Source organism: Pseudonocardia oroxyli, assembly GCF_900102195.1.
GTDB classification, from domain to species: domain Bacteria; phylum Actinomycetota; class Actinomycetes; order Mycobacteriales; family Pseudonocardiaceae; genus Pseudonocardia; species Pseudonocardia oroxyli.
On the sequence record NZ_FNBE01000016.1, the window covers coordinates 144,023 to 161,843 of the forward strand.

Here is a 17,821-nt window from a genome sequence, read left to right on the forward strand (position 1 = left end):
CGCCCTTCTGTCGTGAGTTCGTGCGAGGACGCTCGCGCGTCATGAGGAGGAGGGCGCCGGATCGACACCGCCGACCGCGGCGTGCCGGAGGACCCTGTCGAGGAACTGCCTCGTCCGGGCGTGCTGCGGCTGCTCCAGCACCTGGCGTGCCGGGCCCGTCTCGACCACCTGCCCGTCTGCCATGAAGACCACCTGGTGGGCGACCTCCCGGGCGAAGTCCATCTCGTGTGTCGCCGCGATCATCGTCATTCCCTCGTCCGCGAGCTGCCTCATGATGTCCACGACCTCGCCGACCATCTCGGGGTCCAGCGCCGAGGTGGCCTCGTCGAACAGCATCACCTGCGGACGCATCGCCAGGGCCCGGGCGATCGCCACCCGTTGCTTCTGCCCCCCGGACAGCTCGCGGGGCATCGCGTCTGCCTTGTGCGCCAGGCCGACGCGCGAGAGCTGCAGCCGCGCCTCGTCCTGGGCATCCTCGCGTGAATGCCCGAGCACCACCGCCGGGCCGAGTGCGACATTCCGCAGAACCGACAAGTGCGGGTAGAGGTTGAAGTGCTGGAACACCATCCCGAGGTGTGTCCGCAGCTGGTTGCGCTCCGGCTCGCCGAGGAGGAACTCGTGCTTCCCGTCGACGGCGCGAACGGTCTCCCGGCCTCCGACCCGGACGCTGCCCGCGGCCGGGAACGCCATCAGGTTGATGCAGCGCAGCAACGAGGACTTTCCCGACCCGCTCGGTCCGATCAGCGCCGTCACCTCGTGCGGACGCACTGCGAGATCGACGTCTCGCAACGCCTGCACCGAGCCGAAGGACAGCTGCACCCCCTGCATCTCGATGAGCGGTTGGGCGGACCAGTTCGCATCGAACCCGCGTTCAGACATGAGATCTCCATCCAGGGGCCAGGGGCCAGGGGCGGACCCGTCAGTCGACGGCCGGGGACCATCGCTTCTCCATGAATCGCATCAGCTGGGTCACCGCGGTGATGACGATGAGGAAGAACACCGCGACGAGGGTGTACGCCTCGAGGGGCTTGAACGTCGACACCTGGACGACGTCGCCCCGGTGCAGGATGTCCAGCACGCCGATGTACGAGACCAGTGCCGATTCCTTGATCACGACCACGAAGGTGTTGGCGAAGGGCACGAGCATCCGCCGGGATGTCTGCGGCAGGATGATCCAGCGCATCGACTGCCAGTAGGACATCCCGATGCACCGCGCCGCCTCCCCCTGGCCGGACGCGATCCCGACGATCCCGCCGCGCACCGCCTCCGCGATGTAGGCGCTGGTGTTCAGGCCGATGGCCAGCGTGCCGGCCCACACCGGCGGCAGGTTCCCGCCGGTCAGCACGGGTAGCACGTAGTAGAACCACACGACCTGCACCAGGACCGGGGTGTTGCGGAACAGCTCGACGTACCCGAGGAGCAGCCACCGGACCGGCGCCCACGCGCGCAGGCGCAGGATCGCGATGGGCACCCCCAGCACGATCCCGATGACCACGGCCCCCGCCGAGACGAGGAGGGTGATCGGAATCCCCGCGGCGACGTATCCGGCGTACTGACCGATCACGGACCAGTCGAAGGCGTTCATCGGCGCTATCCGTTGACGGGCTTGCCGGCCTCGACGCCGACCAGGCCCCGTGCGGCCAGCTTGTCCGCCACGACGCCGTCGGACAGGAGTCGCCGGGCCTCCGCCTCCATCGTCGACCTCAGCAGGGAGTCGTCCTTACGGACGAAGATCGCTTGGGTCGAGACGTCGAACCTGCTGGGCAGGACGGTGAGATCGGGGTTGTTGACGATGGACTTGCCGAGATAGTCGCGGACCCCCGCCATCGCGTCCACGGATCCGGACGACAACGACAGCAGTGCGCCTCCGACGTCCCGCAGCCGCACGATCTCGGCGTTCTCGACGATCTTGGTGAGTGCCTCGTCGGTGTTGGATCCCGATGTGACGGCGATCTTGACCCCCGGCCGGTCCAGGTTCTCGATCCCCTGCCAGACGGTGCCGCCCTTGACGGCGAAGGTGAAGTCGGACTGCATGATCGGCGAGGTGAAGTCGACCTGCTGGGAGCGTTCGTTCGTGACTCCCGCGATGCTCGCGTCGTACTTCCCGGCGTTCACTCCCAGGACGAGCGTCGGCCAGGTGTCCTCGACCAGCTCGAGCTGCCTCCCCGTGTGCGTGGCGATGTCCTGCCACAGATCGATGTACAGGCCCTCGACCTGGTTGGTCGCAGGATCGCGATGCGCGTAGCCCGCCAGCTCCGCCCAGCCCACGCGCAGCGTGTCGGCGGGCGGCGCCGCGGTGTCCTGGTCGGTACTCCCTCCCCCGCAGGCGGCGACGACCAGCGCGGCGACCGCGGCCAGGGTGCCTCCGAGTAGCTTCCGGCGTGTTGACATTCGTAGCCTCACGTTCGTCACGAGGTGCGCAGTGCACTGGGTGGTTGCGGGAGAGAGCGGCTCCGTCGAAACGGCCCGGGTAGGCCGGTCCGCCGACGACGCGAGAGGCGCGGGACCAGAGCGTTCCTACTCTGCATACGTGTATACAACCTGATCCTGGTGTCCGCCTCGCCCGCGGTGTTCGTGCCGAACCCTGCCCCACCGATCGCGGGGGCGGAAGTGGCGGACGCGACTGGAAACGTGGTCGCTACGGCAGGAAACCTGCAGGACATCTTCGGTTCCGAAGATCACCCGGGACGGCTGTCCTCGCAGCTCAAGGGTATTCTCTGCTCCGCGCGCCGCTGTGCAGGCCGTCGCGGCACGTCACCGCAGATGCCACCGACCGAGGTTCGCGAAGGACGGAGACCGTGGACGTGCCGCTCGGGCGGAGGCATGCAGTCCCCCTGTCGCAACGCACGAGCGAGGGGGTGGCGGCCGCATCGCTCCAGGACAGGACCGGTGGGATTCGCGGATCCCCACTACGGGATCGTCCAGCCGCCCCGGGCGGCGACCGCCTCGACGACGAGGTTGTCCCGGTAGTGTCCGATCGCCCGGTCGAAGGTGCCGCCGCAGGTGACCAGGCGCAGCTCGGGAGCGGGGGTCGGGGCGTAGACGGCGTCGCGGGGAAAGGCGGCCTTGGCGGTCTGGAAGGTCCGTCGGGTGTGGAACTCCACGGTGCTCCCGTCGGCCCGGTCGACGAGGACCGGGGAGCCGTCGGGCAGGTCGCGGAGCCGGTAGAACACGGCGGGTCCGGTGCGGGAGTCGACGTGTCCGGCGAGCAGGGCCGGTCCGGTGGCGCCCGGCGCGGGGCCGTCGGCGAACCAGCCCGTCGTGTCGGCGTCGCCCGGCGGTTGGAGGGCGCCCGAGGCGTCCGCGCCGATCCCGACGACGGGGCTGTCGACCCCGATCGCCGGGATGCGGACGCGAACCGGGGCGGCGACGGCGGCCTGCTCGGCGGAGGGAAGGGCGCCTGCGGGCGGTCGAGCCGGGCCCGGCACGGGAGTCGACGCGCACCCCACGAGCACCGCCGCGCACAGCAACGCCAGCGCCGCCCTCAGGGTGTGGACGAGAAGCTGGCTCACCGGTGCTGGTGGGCGAACCGCCTGTGTGCGGCGAGGCCCAGCGCGCCCACCACGAGCAGCGCGAGCGCGCCGCCGACCCTCGGGCGGTTCGGGTGCTCCGCGGTGCCGCCCATTCCGGTGTCGATCCCGCCCGTCGGAGCGGCGGCCGCGCCGTCGGCGTCGGTGGCCAGCTGCAGGTCGAGTCTGCCGTCGCGTTGGACGACGACGGCGCTGTAGATCGCGCCCTCGTCGAGCCGGACCGGGACGGTGGTGGCGGGTCCGGTGGCCGGGGTGATCTCGAAGGAGCCCTGCCCGGCGGGCACGGTGGCGTAGTCGCTGGCCGTGCCGAAGGCCACGCCGTCGAACGCGGGTGCGCCCGCCCACCGCACCCCGACCGCACCCGCCTGCTCGGCGCCCTGGACCACGCGCACGCGGGCCTGGCCCGCACCCGGCGTGGTCAGGTCGTCGTCGAGGACGGTGACGGCGAGGCCGTCACGGGGGCCGAGACCGGCGGCGGTGTACGCGCTGCCCTCCGCGGCGTCGAGGGTGCCTGTCACGATCGGGGCGGCCGACTCGGGCGCCCCCGCGGGCCGCATCTCGAGGGTGTACCGGCCGGGTTCGATCTCGGTGTAGGTGGAGACGTCTCCGTAGTCGACCCCCGGCAGTCGAAGGCTCGTCCCGGCGAACGAGGTGACCAGCACGTCGACGGTGGGGGTGTCGGGGGAGAGGTGGGCCAGGCGCAGGTAGGTGCCCGTGGCCGCGGCGGCGGGCACGGCACTCAGCGCGGCGAGCGCGGCCACGAGCAGCGCGACCACCCCGCCTGCCAGGAGTCGGCGTGTCATGAGAGTCCCTTTCCGGTCATCGGCGCAGCTCGGCCGGGGCGGGCACCGGCCACGAGAGCGTGGTGGCGTCCGCGGTGGTGGTGATGGTGGGTGCGAACGGCGGTCGCTGCGCCCGGAGCCAGGAGTCGGTGCCGGCGTCCACCGGGGGGAGGACGACGACGTGGCGGGGCAGCGCCGCCGTCTCGCCGGGGACGGTGGGCAGGTCCGTGACGGTGACCGGTCCGAGGCGGGTCAGGCCGGCCAGCACGGCGAGAGCCCGGACGTCCACGGCGCCGGTGCGCAGCGTCTCCCGCACCTCGGGGCCGGTGAGCAGCCGAGGGTTGGTCGCGAGCTGAGCCCCGGCGGGACCGGACGCGGTGGCGGAGTCGTCGGCGATCCGGACGTTCAGCGGACCGAACCTGGCGAGGTCCTGCTCGCTCGTCGACGCGGACACGGCCAGTGGACCGCCCGGGTCGAGGCGCTCGGCGGGGATCCCCCCGCGGACCAGGTTCGACCAGGTCCCGGCAGGCACGGCCACGCCCGTGCTCGGGTCGGTGGCCGTGGCGAGCCAGGCCGCGAGCGCGCGATGACCGGGATCCGCCGCGGCCGGGCGGAGGTCGACGGTGAGCGTCACGACCGCCAGCCAGCCGGCCAGCGTCACACCGACGACACCGGCGAGCACCGCGGGACGGGGCCGCAGCGAGCGCAGGCGTGCCGCGAGGGCGGCGGGTCCGGAGCCGCCGGACGTGCGCGCCCGCCGCATCGCGACCAGGCCGAGGACGACCGCGACCGGCAACACAGCGAGGACGGCCGCGGTCACGAGCCCGACGAGGATCGCGACCACCCCGAGCACGAGGGGCAGCGCCCTGCGAACCCCGAACGACGAGTCGTCGCGTCCGCGGGCCCGCGTGGGCGACCGGCGGAGCGGCGCGGCCTGCGGTGCTGGACCGAGACTGCACAGCGCGGCACCCGCGGCGAGCCAGGCCAGACCGAGCGGGACCGGGCCCAGGGCCGCGCCGACCGCCGCGACCGCAGGCAGGGCCGCGACCAGGGCGAACACCATGGCCACGAGCGCGAGGACCACCGGCATCCGCCGCGCGGCGACGATCACCCCGAGCACCGTGACGGCGGCGGCCAGCAGCGCGAGCTCCCGCGCACCCGACACCAGGTCCGCGTGGCGCTCGAACGCGCCGGTGAGCTGCGCGTACCCGGTCAGCTGCAGTCGCGTGGCCCAGTCGCCCGCACCGGTGGCGGGAGCGGTCAGGCCGCGCAGCGCCGCGTACGCGCCGTCGAGCAGCGGACCCTCGGCAGCGGTCGCCGGGGTGCGGACCGCGGCGAGCGCGACCGCACCCACCGCGGCGAGCCCGGTGAGGATCGCGGCGGCCGCGGCGAGCCGGCGACGCGCGACCCGGGGGCGCCGTAGCGGCCGCACCACGCGGTCCTCATCGGGCCGCGGCTCGGGGCCGGGCGGCCCGCCGCCCTGCCGTGGGATCACCGTCTGCGCGGCCGGTTCCTCGGTGACCTCCAGGGCCGGATTGCCCCGCCACCGCGAGCCCGCGGCGGCCTCGGAGCCCTTCATCACGAAGCTGTCCGCGTCGACCACCACACGGTCGCCGAGGCGGGCGCCGTAGTGGACGAAGGCGTTCGGCCCCACCGTGACCCCGGCGCCGAGCACGGTGGTGTCGGAGGTGAAGACGGCGTCCTCGAGCGAGTGGCACTGGATGATCACGCCGGCGTTCAGGGTGGCGTGGTCGCCGATGGTCACGAGGGTCTTCTCCGGGACGGTCATGCCGTCGTCGAACACCTTGCGGCCCATGCGGACCCCGCCGAGGCGCCACAGGACGCTCTTGAACGGGGTGCCGTCGAACAGGCCGAGCAGGCTGATCCGGCTGAGCTTCCACAGCCGTTCGTGGCGCCAGTAGTAGGGCGTGTAGATCGAGCAGAATCGGGGGCGCAGCCTGCGGAAACCCATGGCCGCACGCTCGACGGCGATCGGGAACAGTGCCGTGAACACCGCGGTGGCGGACAGCGCGACGGCGATCGCGTACACGCCGAGTGTCGGCGCCAGGTGGGTGAGCGCGGCGGCGGCGATCAGGCCGGTGCCGTACAGCGCCAGGATGCGCTGCAGCAGGAACGCGCCCATCGTCGCGAGGTTGGAGCGGTTCTTGCGGGGCAGCGCACGCTCGCGCTCGGCCCTGGTCACCTCGACGTCCCGGTCCGAGGATCGGGGGATCTCGAAGGCGGGGGAGCCCAGAAGGCCGGTGTTCCGGCGCGGCGGCCCGTCGATCGGCACCATCACCTTGGTCGCCAGCAGCACGTTGTCCCCGGCCCGGCTGCCCGACGGGACGACCACGTTGTTGCCCACGAAGTTGCGCTCGCCGACCGTCGCCGGGGTGACGACGAAGGAGGAGGCCGAGTACTCGGCGTTGGCGACCGACAGGCCGTCGGACACCAGGGTGCCGGTGCCGACCCGGACGTGGAGCGGGGAGTCGTGCTTCACCGCGAGGCCGAAGTTCGAGCCGGTCTGCTCGACCGGGCGCAGGTCGTAGCCGATCATCCGCAGGAATCCGACGATGTACGAGCTGTCCCCGAGGAGGTCGTTGAACAGCCGGGAGTTGCTCAGCCGTCCCAGCGCGCGATGACCGGCCCAGTGCACGCCGTAGAGCGGGTACACGGTCCCGGCGGTGACGGCCCGATGAAGCACCAGCGGAGCGAGAAGCGCCACGAGCAGGCGCAGCACCATCGCGCCGAGGACGACGGCGGTGCATGCGACCAGCAGCCCGAGCGCGAAACCGGGGGCGGCGAAGGTGAGGGCGCGGCCCTCGGGCACGAACGCGGTCTCGACCCACAGGTAGACGGCAGGGAGCAGCACGTAGAGCACCGCGACGGCGGCGGGCCCGGACACCAGGGCGAGCACGGCGAGCTGGAACAGCCCGTACCCGGCCCGGCGGCGGCCGGTGACCGGGCGGGGCGGGACGCCGCCGAAGTCGGTGTCGGTCTCCTCGGCGGGGGAGCCGTGCACACGCCGTCCCGCGGGGACGACCTGCCCGGCCCGCAGCGAGGAGGCGTGGCCCAGCTGGGCGTGGTCGCCCAGGGCGGTGTCGACGTCGAGCACCGCGGCCTCGCCGACGACCGCGCCGCGGCCGAGGGTGATCCGCCCGGTGCGGATGCGGCCGGACTCGGCGTGGTGGCCGGTCAGCACGGCGTCCCGCCGGACGACGGCGTGCTCGCCGATCTCGATCAGGTCGGCGTGCACGAGGGGGAGCCGGGCGAACACGGTGGCACCGCGCCCGATCCGCGCGCCGAGCATCCGCAGGTAGCCGACGTAGAGCGGGGAGCCGACGAACAGCCGGGCAGGGGAAGCCCGCAGCACGGTCCGCACGATCCAGAACCGCAGGTAGCGCGCGCCCCAGATCGGGAAGGTCGCCGGGCGGGCGCGTCCCAGAACCGCCCATTTGACCCCGACCGGAAGCAGGGTCAGGGCGGTGACGGTGCCGAGGGCGACCGCGGCGGCCCGCAGATAGCCGTCGAGCACGCCGGTGGAGGCGGCGACGACGGTGTAGCCGAGCACCAGCAGCACGGCGGCCAGAGCCAGGCCGGCGAGCAGCACGCCTGCCTGCGCGGCCCCGCAGAGCACGTACTGCCAGGTGGGGGCCACGTGGATCGGCCGCTCGCGGGTCTCGCCGCGGGCGGCGACGCCCCGCAGGGACCCGGCGAGGTCGCGCACCGTCGGCTGGAGGTACAGGTCCTTGGTCCCGATCGGGGGGAGCGTCGGGTCGGTACGCAGCCGGGCGCTGAGCTGGGCGACCAGCAGCGAGCTCATGCCGAGGTCGACGAACAGGTCCGCGGTGGCCGAGACCCGCTCGATCCCCAGGTGCGTCGCCACGGCGGCGGCCAGGGTCTCCTCGAGCGGGCCCTCCGGTGCGACGTAGTCGGCGACGGTGCCACCCGTCCGGCGCGCTCCGCTCGGCGCGGGCAGGTTCTTCCGATCCGCCTTGTCGCTGGGCAGCATCGGGATCAGGTCGAGGCGCTCGAGGTAGGCCGGGACCATGTAGGCCGGGAGCCGGTCGCGCAGTGTGGCCAGCAGCATGTCCTCGTCGAGGAGCGCCCCGCGGCGAACGGTGTAGTAGGCGACGAGCTCGACCGTACCGGCGACGGGCTCGTAGGTGTCGACGACCGCCTGGCCCACCCCGAGGACCTCCAGCAGCACGGACTCGATCTCGGTGAGCTCGATCCGGTAGCCGCGGATCTTGACCTGCGTGTCGATCCGGCCGAGGTACTCGACGCGCAGCCCGTCGGTGATCCGGCCGAGGTCCCCGGTGCGGTAGATCTGCCGCGACGGATTGTCCGGCAGCCCGACGGGGTCGGGCACGAAGGCCTTCGCCGTCGCGTCGGGGCGGTTGAGGTAGCCGGGGGACAGGCACACCCCGCCGATGGCGATCTCACCGACCTCGCCGGGGGGCAACACGGTGTCGGAGTCCTCGGCCAGGACGACCACCGAGTAGGTCGGCAGCGGCACCCCGATGGTCACCGGCTGCGAGGGGTCCACCGTGGTCCAGGTCGCGGTGACGGTGGCCTCGGTGGGGCCGTAGGTGTTGAGGAACCGGCGCCCCGGGCGGTGCCAGCGGGTCACGATGTCCTGCGGGCACGCCTCCCCGGACACCAGCAGGAACCGCAGGTCGGGCAGCTCGTCGGTCACGGTCGCGAGCAGGGTCGGCACGCAGCACAGCGCGGTCACCCGCTCCTCGCGCAGGAACTCCGCGAGCTCGTCACCGAGCAGGTTGCGGCCCGGCTTCGGGACGAGTGTGGCCCCCAGCGCCCAGGCGACCCAGATCTCCTCGACCGAGAAGTCGAAGGCCGGCGTGAGGCCCTGGTACATCCGGTCGTCCGGGCGCACGCCGTAGACCTCGGCCGCGACCCGGACGAAGTTGACGATGCTCGCCTGCTCGATGGGCACGCCCTTGGGCCTGCCCGTCGTGCCGGACGTGTAGACGACGTACGCGAGCTCGTCCGCCGGGACGCCGACGGATCCCGCCGGGAGCCGTCCGGGGTCCAGGGACTCGATCCGCTCCCGTTCCCGGTCCAGTGCGACGGTCTGGGCGCCCGCCCCCGCGGTGCGCTCGGCCAGGTGCGACACGGTCAGGATCAGCTCGACGCCGGCGTCACCGGCGATGAAGGAGACGCGGTCCGCGGGGGTGCCCGGGTCGAGGGGGACGTAGGCCGCGTGGAGCTTGAGCACGGCGAGCATGCCCGCATAGACCCACACCGGGTCGTCGAGCAGCAGGCCGACCCGCGCGCCGGGCAGCACGCCGTAGCCGCGCAGGAACCGCGCGACCCGATTGGCCAGGGCGTCGAGCTGTGGGTAGGTCACCGCGAGGTCGCGGCGGGAGACCGCGAGCCGGCTCCCCTCGCCCGCGGCGACGAGCCGGTCGCAGGTCGCCTCGAACACGTGGTGCAGCCGCTCGCCCGGAGACCACCGCAGGGTCGGGTCCTGCAACCCGGCGAGCAGGACGCCGCTGCCGTCGAGGACGGCGGCGGGCTCGACGTCCCGGGTCCGGACCTGCGGGAACGGGACCGTCCGCTCCTCGACGGCGCTCACAGCGCCACCGAGGTACGGATCGAGGCGTTCGCGGCCTCCTCGAGGATGTCGAGGCCGCGGGCCAGCAGCGCGTCCGGCGTGGTCAGCGGGGCGAGCACCTTGACCACCTCGTCGGAGGCGCCGGAGGTCTCCACGATCAGACCGTGCTCACCCGCCCGTCGACACACCTCGGCGGCCAGGCCGCCGTATCCGACGTCGACGCCCTGCATCATCCCGCGCCCCTTCACGCGGGCGCCCGGAACGGTCGTCGCGATGCGTTCCAACCGTTCCCGGACGAGCGCCGAGCGCCGGGCCACATCGGACCCGAGGCCGTCGTCGGACCAGAACTTCTCCAACGCCACCCGGGCGGTGACGAAGGCGTGGGCGTTGCCGCGGAAGGTGCCGTTGTGCTCGCCGGGGGACCAGGCATCCCATTCCGGGGCGATCAGCACGATCGCCATCGGCAGTCCGAACCCGGAGATCGATTTGGACAGCACGATGAGATCCGGGGTGACGCCGATCGGGTCGGTGCTCAGGAAGCTGCCGGTCCGCCCGCAGCCCGCCTGGACGTCGTCGAGGATCAGGGCGGCGCTGTGCTCGCGGGCGATCCCGGCGATGCGGCGCAGCCACTGCGGCGAGGCCGCGGTGAGCCCACCCTCACCCTGGACGCTCTCCAGCAGCACCGCCGCGGGCGCGTCGACGCCGCTGGACCCGTCGGCCAGCAGCCGCTCCAGCAGCGCGGCCGAGTCCAGACCGTCGAGGTAACCGTCGTAGGGCAGCCGGGTCACGTCCGGCAGCGACACCGCGCCACCGAGGCGGTGATGGCGGTTCCCGGTCGCGGCGAGCGCGCCGGCGGAGACGCCGTGGAAGCCGTTGGTGAAGGCGACCACGTTGCGCCGCCCGGTCACCTTCCGGGCCAGCTTCAGCGCCGCCTCGACGCCGTTGGTGCCGGTCGGCCCGGTGAACTGGACCCGGTGGGTCATGCCGCGCGGCACCAGCACGAGCCGCTCGAAGGACTCCAGGAAGGCGCTCTTCGCGCTGGTGTGCAGGTCCAGCCCGTGGGCGATGCCGCCACGACGGATGTGTGCCACCAGGGCGTCGGCCATGTCCGGGTCGTTGTGGCCGTAGTTGAGCGCCCCCGCGCCCGCCAGGAAGTCGATGTACTCCCGTCCCACCGAGTCCCGCACGACGCTCCCCGCCGCCGTGTCGAACTCCATCGCGTAGTGCCGGCAGTAGCTCCGTACCTCCGACTCGCGTCGGGCGTAGACGGCGCTGTCCGCCGAGAGTGTCCGGTTGCTCCCCATGTGGTTGTCTACGTCACGAACGGGGGGTCCGGTTCGACGAACGGTCGAGAAATCTCGCCGAGAGTGTCGGGCGACCGGTGAACGCACGCCGGCCCCGGCCCGTATCACTGCGGGGTGAACCGGATGGGCGCTGCGTTCGGATGTACGGGGGAGGTGGGCATGAAACGGATCCGGGTGATCGCGATGGCGATGATCCTGACCGGGGCGGCGGCCTGCGCCGGGGCCCCAGCGGCTCCCGCGGCACCGGGGGGCTATGGCACCACCCTGTGGGCCGAGCGCCCGGTGGTGGAGCTGGCCTTCGACGTCGCTCCCGGGCTGGACCGGGTGGCCGGGCGGGAGACCGTGCGGTTCACCCCAGACGCCCCGATCTGTGAGCTGGTGTTCCGCGCGTGGCCGAACAACCCGACCACGTCCGCCACCGGTGCATCGCTCGTGGTCGACCGGGCGAGCGTCGACGGAGCCGGGGTCAGCCCTCGGGTCGAGGCGGCCGGGGCTCCGGCCGGTGCACCCGGCACCCTCGTCGAGCTGCCGCTGCCGCAGTGCGCCGATCCTGGCCGGACGGTCACGGCCGAGCTGGACTTCACCCTCACCCTGGGCGCAGACGCCGACGAACGGGTCGGCCACTCACCCTCGACCGAGACCGCCTGGTTCGGCTCCGGATTCCCCCTCCTCGCCTGGGAACGCGGCCGAGGATGGGCCCGAGACGACGCGGTCACCATCAACGGCGAGACCGCGACCAGCGAGGCCTTCCGACTCACCGATCTCACCGTCACCGCCCCCGAGGGATATCGGGTGAGCGGGGTGGGCAGGCCGGAACCGCAGGACTCCACCACCGTGCACCGGTTCAGCGCGGACGCCGTCCGAGACGTCACCGTCGGCGTCGGACGTTACGACCTGCTCGAGCGCGACGTCGACGGGGTCGCGCTGCACGTCGCCACCCCCAGCGCCGGAACCCGGACCGACCCGGAGCGCTGGGCCGAGGAGGCCGCGTCGGCGCTGGGCAGGCTGACCGCCCTCTTCGGCCCGTACCCCTACGAGGACCTCTGGGTCACCGTCACCCCGGGCCAGAGCGACGGCACGGAGTTCCCCACCGCGCTGCAGTTCGGGGACGTCCGGCAGCGCGAGCTGGCCGGGCTGGTCCCGCACGAGCTCGCCCACCAGTGGTTCTACGCCCTCGTCGGCAACAACCAGGCCCGCGACCCGTGGCTCGACGAGTCCCTGGCGACCTACGGCGAAGCCCTCGCCGGCGGCGACCTGGACTACTACCGCGACCCGGGCACCTCGGGCCGCGTCGACGGACGGATGGGCGAGCCCATGTCCTACTGGGCCGAGAACGGCGGCTTCGACCGCTACACCAGCGCCGTCTACGACCAGGGCGCCGCGACGCTGCTCGCCGCCCGGGACCGGGTGGGCGCGGAGGCGTTCGACGAGGCCGTCCGCGGCTACGTGCGGGCGAACGCGCACCGCGTGGCCACCCCGACCGACCTCGCCGCCGCCCTCCAGGCGTACCCGGAGGCGGTCGAGATCCTGGACCGCGCCGGCGCGGTCCAGGGGTAGCTCTCGCCGGTCGGTCATCCCGCCAGTGCCGTCCTCGAAGAGGAACGGTCGAGGACGAGCCGGGAGACGGCGGCCGGTGTCGCAGCGTCCAAGCGCCGGACCGCGGCGCCGGGGCCGAGCCACCGCCCGGCGAGGTCGAGACTGCGAGGTCGAGGGCTCGGCGGCGCCGGCAGGTCAGGCCCCGGAGTCCGTCCGGACGGGGAAGCGGACGGCGAAGGCGACGACGTCGTCGGGCACCTCGGGGGCGAGCACGTCCACGACGGTGTCGACGAGGTCGCGGACGGGGAGATCGTGGTGGCGCCGGAGCAGCGCCAGGAGATCGGCGATGCCCTCGTCGATGCTGCCGCCGCCGTGTTCGACGAGCCCGTCGGTGTAGAGGAACAGGGTCGCCCCGGGCGGGACGGCACGGGTGTGGTCGGTGCGGGGCAGCTCGGCGAGGGCGGCGAACCCGAAGAGGGTGTCGTGTTCGTCGAGGAGCTCGACCGTGCCGTCGGGGGCGAGCAGAACCGGCGGTGGGTGGCCGGCGTTGGTCCAGGTCAGCGCCCACCGTCCGGGACTCGGCTCCTCGAGGTAGCCGACGAACGCGCTCCCCGCGGCACCCAGGCCCAGCCCTCGGTTCAGGTCGTCGACGGCCCGCAGCGCGACGGAGGGGGGTTCGCCGAGATGGTCCCACGCGGCCTGGCGGAGCATGGAGCGGATCTGGCCCATGTGGGTGGCGGCGTCGAGGGTGTGGCCCACGATGTCGCCGACCGAGACCATGAGGCGTCGGTGTCCGGGGCCGTCGGGTCGATCGATGAGCGGGGCGGCGTCGTACCAGTCGCCGCCGACGTTCTCGCGGGCGTCGGCGGGGGAGTAGCGGCGGGCCATCTGCAGGTCGTCGACCTGCGGGAGTGGGCTGAGCATGGCGTTCTGCAGGGCGTGGGCGACGGCGATCCGGTGTTCGAGCAGCCCGGCCCGGCCGATGGCCTGACCCGCGTAGCCTGCGACGGAGGCGAGGGTGAGCAGGTCGCCGGGCTCGACCGCATCGGGACGGTCCCAGGCGAGGACCACCGCGCCGCAGGGGCCGCCCGCGTCGAGGAGCGGCACGGCCACGCAGGTCTGCAGGTCGAGCCTGCGGAAGGTCGCGATCATTGCGGCGGAGTAGCGGGTCTCGAACGAGGCCCGGTCGGGGTGATGGACCAGGCGGCCCTCGCGGATCGCGGTGGCGGCGGGGGTCGCGTCGTGGCGGGCGAAGCGCGCGGGGTGGGGGTCACCCGCGTCTCCGAGCCGGTGCAGACGGTCGCCCTCGACGAGGACGGGGACGAGCAGGGTGGGTGTGAACTCGGCGTCGAGCAGCTCGGCGAGCCTGGTCAGGGCATCGGCGACGGTGGTGGCGTCGCCGAAGGCGCGCGCGGCGGTGAGCAGGATGTGGCTGCGGTCCAGGGCGCGCAGGTGGGCGGCCTCGACGGCATCGCGGCGGTCGAGCTCGCGGTCGGTGTCGTAGCGGGCCAGTCTCAGCCGCAGCTCCGCCGAGCAGGCCGCGGCGATCCGTTCGAGGACGCCGAGCTCGGCGTCGGTCCAGTGCCGGGGGCGGGTGTCGATGGCGCACAGCGAGCCGAGGACGGTCCCGTCGGCGTCGGTCAGGGGCATGCCGGCGTACGCGACGACACCGAGGTCGGGGATGGCGAGGTTGTCCCGGACCAGCGGATCCTCCCGGGCGTCGGTCACCACGAGCGGCGCGGCGGTGATCACGACGTGCTGGCAGAACGAGTGGCTCAACGGGGTGGCACGCTTCGCCGCCCACGGCTCGGGCAGGCCGGTCATGCCGGGGAAGACCTGCTCGTCCTCCCGGACGAGGGACACGAGGGCGACGGGGACGTCGAGGGCTTCGGTGACCCAGGCGGCGAGCTCGTCGCAGCGCGAGTCGGTCTCGGCGCCGAGCCCGATCCGGCCCAGGACGCGAGCGCGGCCGGGATCGCACAACACGGACGCGGGGTCCGTGGCACCGTGCTGCGCGTGGGTCATCGAGCTCCTACCGGGGTGTGCCGCCGGGCCATTCTGCCCCGTCGGCCGCGTGAAGTCGCGCGCCGGCGGGTAACGAAGAGACGTCGCGGACGAGTGTCTCCGCCACGCTGTTCGTCGTCAGCTGCGCACCCGGCCAGGTGAAGATCACGAGGGCTGTTCGGTCGATTGACGAGATTTGCAGGGCTCGGCAGAGTTGATCTGCCCGCGAGCTGCGGCGCAGCTGCTCGCCAGTTCCAGCAACGCGACGCGGAGGGCCGCATGCGGGTGGTCGTCGCGATGACCGGCGCGACCGGCGCGGTCTTCGGCGTCCGCCTACTGAGGACGTTGGCGCACATGGACGTCGAGACGCACCTCGTCCTGAGCCGCTGGGCAGAGGTCACCATCACCAAGGAGACCGGCCTCACGGTCCGTGAGGTCGCCGCGCTCGCCTCGTCCTTCCACGCCCGCAACAACCAGGCCGCGCCGATCTCCAGCGGCTCCTTCCGGCACGACGGGATGATCGTGGCGCCGTGCAGCATGAAGACGCTCGCGGCGATCCGCTTCGGCCTTGCCGACGACCTCCTCGCGCGGGCCGCCGACGTGACGCTCAAGGAGCGACGCCCCCTCGTCCTGCTGGCCCGCGAGACCCCGCTCACCAGCGTGCACCTGGAGAACATGCTGGCCCTCAGCCGGATGGGGGCGGTCATCGCGCCGCCGGTGCCCGCCTTCTACCAGGGCCCCGAGACGATCGACGACCTGGTCGACCACACCGTCGGGCGGGTGCTGGACGTCTTCGGCCTCGACATGGCGGGGATGAAGCGGTGGTCGGGCACCCATCCCGGCCCCAGCCCCCTCGGAGAGGTTGACGCATGACCAGCGAACACCGCTACACCCCGGCCCGGACCTCCGACGCCGCGGCGGTTCCGGACGCCGTGGCCGCCTACCTCGACGGGTCGGACCTGCTGGCCAGGACGCAGGCGGTGCGACTGTCCACGGTGGATTCCGCAGGCTGGCCGCACGCGTCGCTGCTCAGCGCGGGGGACGTGCTCGCCCTCCCGTCCGGACGGGTGCGGTTCGTCGTGTACCCCGAGTCCACGGTCGCGGCGAACCTCGTCCGCGACGGCCGGCTCGCGCTGACGCTCTCGCTCGACGGCGGGGTCTGCGAGCTGCGGGCCCGGGCCCGCCGCCTGCCGGACGCCCACGGCGTCCCCCTGGCGATGTTCGAGGCCGAGGTGGAGCAGATCCGCGAGCACCGGGCGCCCTACGCCGACGTCGTCACCGGCGTGACGTTCGCGCTCCACGACCCGCAGACGGTGCTCGGGCGCTGGGAACGCCAGATCACCGCGATGCGTGCGGCGGGCTGACGGGATGGGGCCGTACGCGGACCTCCGGGCCTTCCTCGACGCGCTGGACAAGCACAAACAGCTCCTGCACATCACCGATCGGGTCGCCCTGGAGCCGGACGTGGCGGCGGCGGCCTGCGCCCTCACCAAGCTCGGCGAGAGCAGCCCGGCGATCGAGTTCACCGACATCGGGGGCTACGCGAACGCCCGCCTGGTGATGAACGTCCACGGTTCCTGGCCCAACCACGCGCTGGCCCTGGGGCTCGAGCCGGACGCGTCGCCCCGCGAGCAGTTCGAGCGCTTCGTGGAGGGCTACCAGCGCTACCCCGGCGAGCTGGAGCGCGTGTCGGACGCGCCGTGGCAGGAGAACGTCGTCGACCACGACATCAACCTCTACGAGCTCATGCCGCTGTTCCGGCTCAACCGCGGTGACGGCGCCATGTTCATCGACAAGCCCTGCGTGGTGAGCCGGGACCCGGACGACCCGGACAACGACGACGTCGAGAACGTCGGCGTCTACCGCCTCCAGGTCAAGGGCCGCAACCGGCTCGGCATCCAGACGGTGCCCCAGCACGACATCGCCATCCACCTCGCGCACGCCGAGGAACGCGGCGAGGACCTGCCGGTCGCGATCGCGCTCGGGAACGACCCGCTGATCACGCTCATGGCCGCGACCCCGATGCTCTACGACCAGCTCGAGTACCGGATGGCCGCGGCCGTGCAGGGCCACCCCTACCAGGTCGTCCGCACCAGCACGGGCCTCGACGTCCCGCGGGGGTCGGAGTTCGTCCTGGAGGGGCGCATCCTCGCGCGGCACCGCGAGATGGAGGGCCCGTTCGGCGAGTTCCCCGGCTACTACTCAGGCTGCCACGAGTACCCGGTCATCGAGATCGACCGCGTGTTCCACCGCACCGACCCGATCTTCGACGCCGTGTACGTGGGCCGGCCCTGGACCGAGATCGACTACCTCCAGGCGATGACGACGAGCGCTCCGATCTTCGTGCAGCTCCACGAGGCGTTCCCCGAGGTGACGGCGGTCAACGCTCTCTACACGCACGGGCTGGTGGTGATCGTCTCCACGGGGACCCGGTACGGCGGGTTCGCGAAGGCGATCGGCATGCGGCTGCTCACGACGTCCCACGGCCTCGGCTACGCCACGATGGTCATCGTCGTCGACGAGGACGTCGACCCCTTCAACCTCGCGCAGGTGATGTGGGCGATGTCGGTCAAGGTCAACCCTGCGAGCGACGTCATGATCCTGCCGAACCTCTCCACGAACCTGCTCAACCCGGCCGGTCAGCCGACGGGTGTCATCCACAAGATGATCATCGATGCGACGACGCCGGTCGCCCCGGACGTCCGGGGCGACTACGGCGAGGAGCTCGACACCCCGCAGACGACCGACGCCTGGCGCGCCAGGCTCGCGACGATGATCAAGGAGCTCCGGGGATGACGGTCGACGACGGCGCGGCCGACCGGCCCACCGCCTGCCCGCGCTGTCGCTCGACGACGGTCGGCGTGCAGGCCACCTCGCCGGTGCCGGGGGTCTGGACCCTCTTCTCGTGCAGCACGTGCCTCTACACCTGGCGGTCGACGGAGCCGGCCGAGAACACCGACCCCGACCACTACCCGGAGGCGTTCCGCCTCACTCCCGATCAGCTGGCCACCCTGCCCGTCGCACCCACCATCCCGCCGCTCCGCGCCGGGGACGCCCCCGGGGGCTCGTGATGACGACCGTCGACGA

At 72.8% G+C, this 17,821-nt stretch carries 13 protein-coding genes; 5 read left to right on the top strand and 8 right to left on the bottom strand.

Translation table 11 applies throughout. The features are described 5' to 3' along the window. Positions 1-39: 39 nt before the first annotated feature. The 7 genes from BLS43_RS22820 to ectB form a co-directional block, all read right to left on the bottom strand. Positions 40-879, bottom strand: a complete 840-nt coding sequence (locus tag BLS43_RS22820) for an amino acid ABC transporter ATP-binding protein (RefSeq protein ID WP_093088647.1) — start codon at positions 877-879, stop codon at positions 40-42. 40 nt (positions 880-919) lie between these two features. Beyond that, positions 920-1,585: an amino acid ABC transporter permease gene (locus BLS43_RS22825; RefSeq protein WP_093088648.1), complete on the bottom strand. Its 666-nt coding sequence runs from the start codon at positions 1,583-1,585 to the stop codon at positions 920-922. A gap of 5 nt (positions 1,586-1,590) precedes the next feature. After that, positions 1,591-2,391 carry a substrate-binding periplasmic protein gene (locus tag BLS43_RS22830; RefSeq protein ID WP_093088649.1) on the bottom strand — a complete coding sequence of 267 codons (801 nt, stop codon included), beginning with the start codon at positions 2,389-2,391 and terminating at the stop codon, positions 1,591-1,593. Positions 2,392-2,909: 518 nt separating this feature from the next. Continuing rightward, positions 2,910-3,512: a class F sortase gene (locus tag BLS43_RS22835; protein ID WP_245707714.1), complete on the bottom strand. Its 603-nt coding sequence runs from the start codon at positions 3,510-3,512 to the stop codon at positions 2,910-2,912. Further along, a complete protein-coding gene (locus BLS43_RS22840) occupies positions 3,509-4,333 on the bottom strand; it encodes a DUF4397 domain-containing protein (protein ID WP_093088650.1) in 825 nt (274 codons plus the stop codon). Before BLS43_RS22840 ends, BLS43_RS22835 begins: the two co-directional genes overlap by 4 nt. Positions 4,334-4,349: 16 nt before the next feature. Then, entirely contained in the window at positions 4,350-9,911 is a 5,562-nt protein-coding gene (locus BLS43_RS22845) for a Pls/PosA family non-ribosomal peptide synthetase (protein WP_218129952.1), read from the bottom strand. After that, the gene (ectB, locus tag BLS43_RS22850) at positions 9,908-11,194 is read right to left on the bottom strand and encodes a diaminobutyrate--2-oxoglutarate transaminase (protein WP_093088651.1); all 1,287 of its coding nucleotides are present in this window, start codon (positions 11,192-11,194) and stop codon (positions 9,908-9,910) included. The genes BLS43_RS22845 and ectB overlap by 4 nt, the downstream gene beginning before the upstream one ends. Positions 11,195-11,353: 159 nt before the next feature. Here ectB and BLS43_RS22855 point away from each other — a divergent pair, with 159 nt between their 5' ends. After that, complete coding sequence (locus tag BLS43_RS22855; RefSeq protein WP_093088652.1) at positions 11,354-12,751, top strand: M1 family aminopeptidase; 1,398 nt, start codon at positions 11,354-11,356, stop codon at positions 12,749-12,751. Between the two features lie 174 nt (positions 12,752-12,925). Here BLS43_RS22855 and BLS43_RS22860 read toward each other — a convergent pair whose 3' ends face one another. After that, positions 12,926-14,755 carry a GAF domain-containing SpoIIE family protein phosphatase gene (locus BLS43_RS22860; RefSeq protein WP_093088653.1) on the bottom strand — a complete coding sequence of 610 codons (1,830 nt, stop codon included), beginning with the start codon at positions 14,753-14,755 and terminating at the stop codon, positions 12,926-12,928. Between the two features lie 258 nt (positions 14,756-15,013). Between BLS43_RS22860 and BLS43_RS22865 the strand changes: the two genes are divergently transcribed. Genes BLS43_RS22865 through BLS43_RS22880 form a run of 4 tightly spaced genes read left to right on the top strand, consistent with a single transcriptional unit; the run spans position 15,014 to position 17,805 of the window. Then, on the top strand, positions 15,014-15,607 hold the full coding sequence (locus tag BLS43_RS22865; RefSeq protein WP_093088654.1) for a UbiX family flavin prenyltransferase: 594 nt from the start codon (positions 15,014-15,016) through the stop codon (positions 15,605-15,607). Next, positions 15,604-16,098 carry a PNPOx family protein gene (locus tag BLS43_RS22870; protein ID WP_093088655.1) on the top strand — a complete coding sequence of 165 codons (495 nt, stop codon included), beginning with the start codon at positions 15,604-15,606 and terminating at the stop codon, positions 16,096-16,098. Before BLS43_RS22865 ends, BLS43_RS22870 begins: the two co-directional genes overlap by 4 nt. A gap of 4 nt (positions 16,099-16,102) precedes the next feature. Then, the gene (locus tag BLS43_RS22875; protein ID WP_093088691.1) at positions 16,103-17,530 is read left to right on the top strand and encodes a non-oxidative hydroxyarylic acid decarboxylases subunit C; all 1,428 of its coding nucleotides are present in this window, start codon (positions 16,103-16,105) and stop codon (positions 17,528-17,530) included. Further along, on the top strand, positions 17,527-17,805 hold the full coding sequence (locus BLS43_RS22880; protein WP_093088656.1) for a non-oxidative hydroxyarylic acid decarboxylases subunit D: 279 nt from the start codon (positions 17,527-17,529) through the stop codon (positions 17,803-17,805). Before BLS43_RS22875 ends, BLS43_RS22880 begins: the two co-directional genes overlap by 4 nt. The last annotated feature ends 16 nt before the right edge of the window (positions 17,806-17,821 follow it).

Bases quoted from the DNA above. Each gene is read 5' to 3' on its own strand.
- BLS43_RS22820 (WP_093088647.1), bottom strand. From the start codon at position 879: ATGTCTGAACGCGGGTTCGATGCGAACTGGTCCGCCCAACCGCTCATC.
- BLS43_RS22825 (WP_093088648.1), bottom strand. From the start codon at position 1,585: ATGAACGCCTTCGACTGGTCCGTGATCGGTCAGTACGCCGGATACGTC.
- BLS43_RS22830 (WP_093088649.1), bottom strand. From the start codon at position 2,391: ATGTCAACACGCCGGAAGCTACTCGGAGGCACCCTGGCCGCGGTCGCC.
- BLS43_RS22840 (WP_093088650.1), bottom strand. From the start codon at position 4,333: ATGACACGCCGACTCCTGGCAGGCGGGGTGGTCGCGCTGCTCGTGGCC.
- ectB (WP_093088651.1), bottom strand. From the start codon at position 11,194: ATGGGGAGCAACCGGACACTCTCGGCGGACAGCGCCGTCTACGCCCGA.
- BLS43_RS22855 (WP_093088652.1), top strand. From the start codon at position 11,354: ATGAAACGGATCCGGGTGATCGCGATGGCGATGATCCTGACCGGGGCG.
- BLS43_RS22860 (WP_093088653.1), bottom strand. From the start codon at position 14,755: ATGACCCACGCGCAGCACGGTGCCACGGACCCCGCGTCCGTGTTGTGC.
- BLS43_RS22865 (WP_093088654.1), top strand. From the start codon at position 15,014: ATGCGGGTGGTCGTCGCGATGACCGGCGCGACCGGCGCGGTCTTCGGC.
- BLS43_RS22870 (WP_093088655.1), top strand. From the start codon at position 15,604: ATGACCAGCGAACACCGCTACACCCCGGCCCGGACCTCCGACGCCGCG.
- BLS43_RS22875 (WP_093088691.1), top strand. From the start codon at position 16,103: ATGGGGCCGTACGCGGACCTCCGGGCCTTCCTCGACGCGCTGGACAAG.
- BLS43_RS22880 (WP_093088656.1), top strand. From the start codon at position 17,527: ATGACGGTCGACGACGGCGCGGCCGACCGGCCCACCGCCTGCCCGCGC.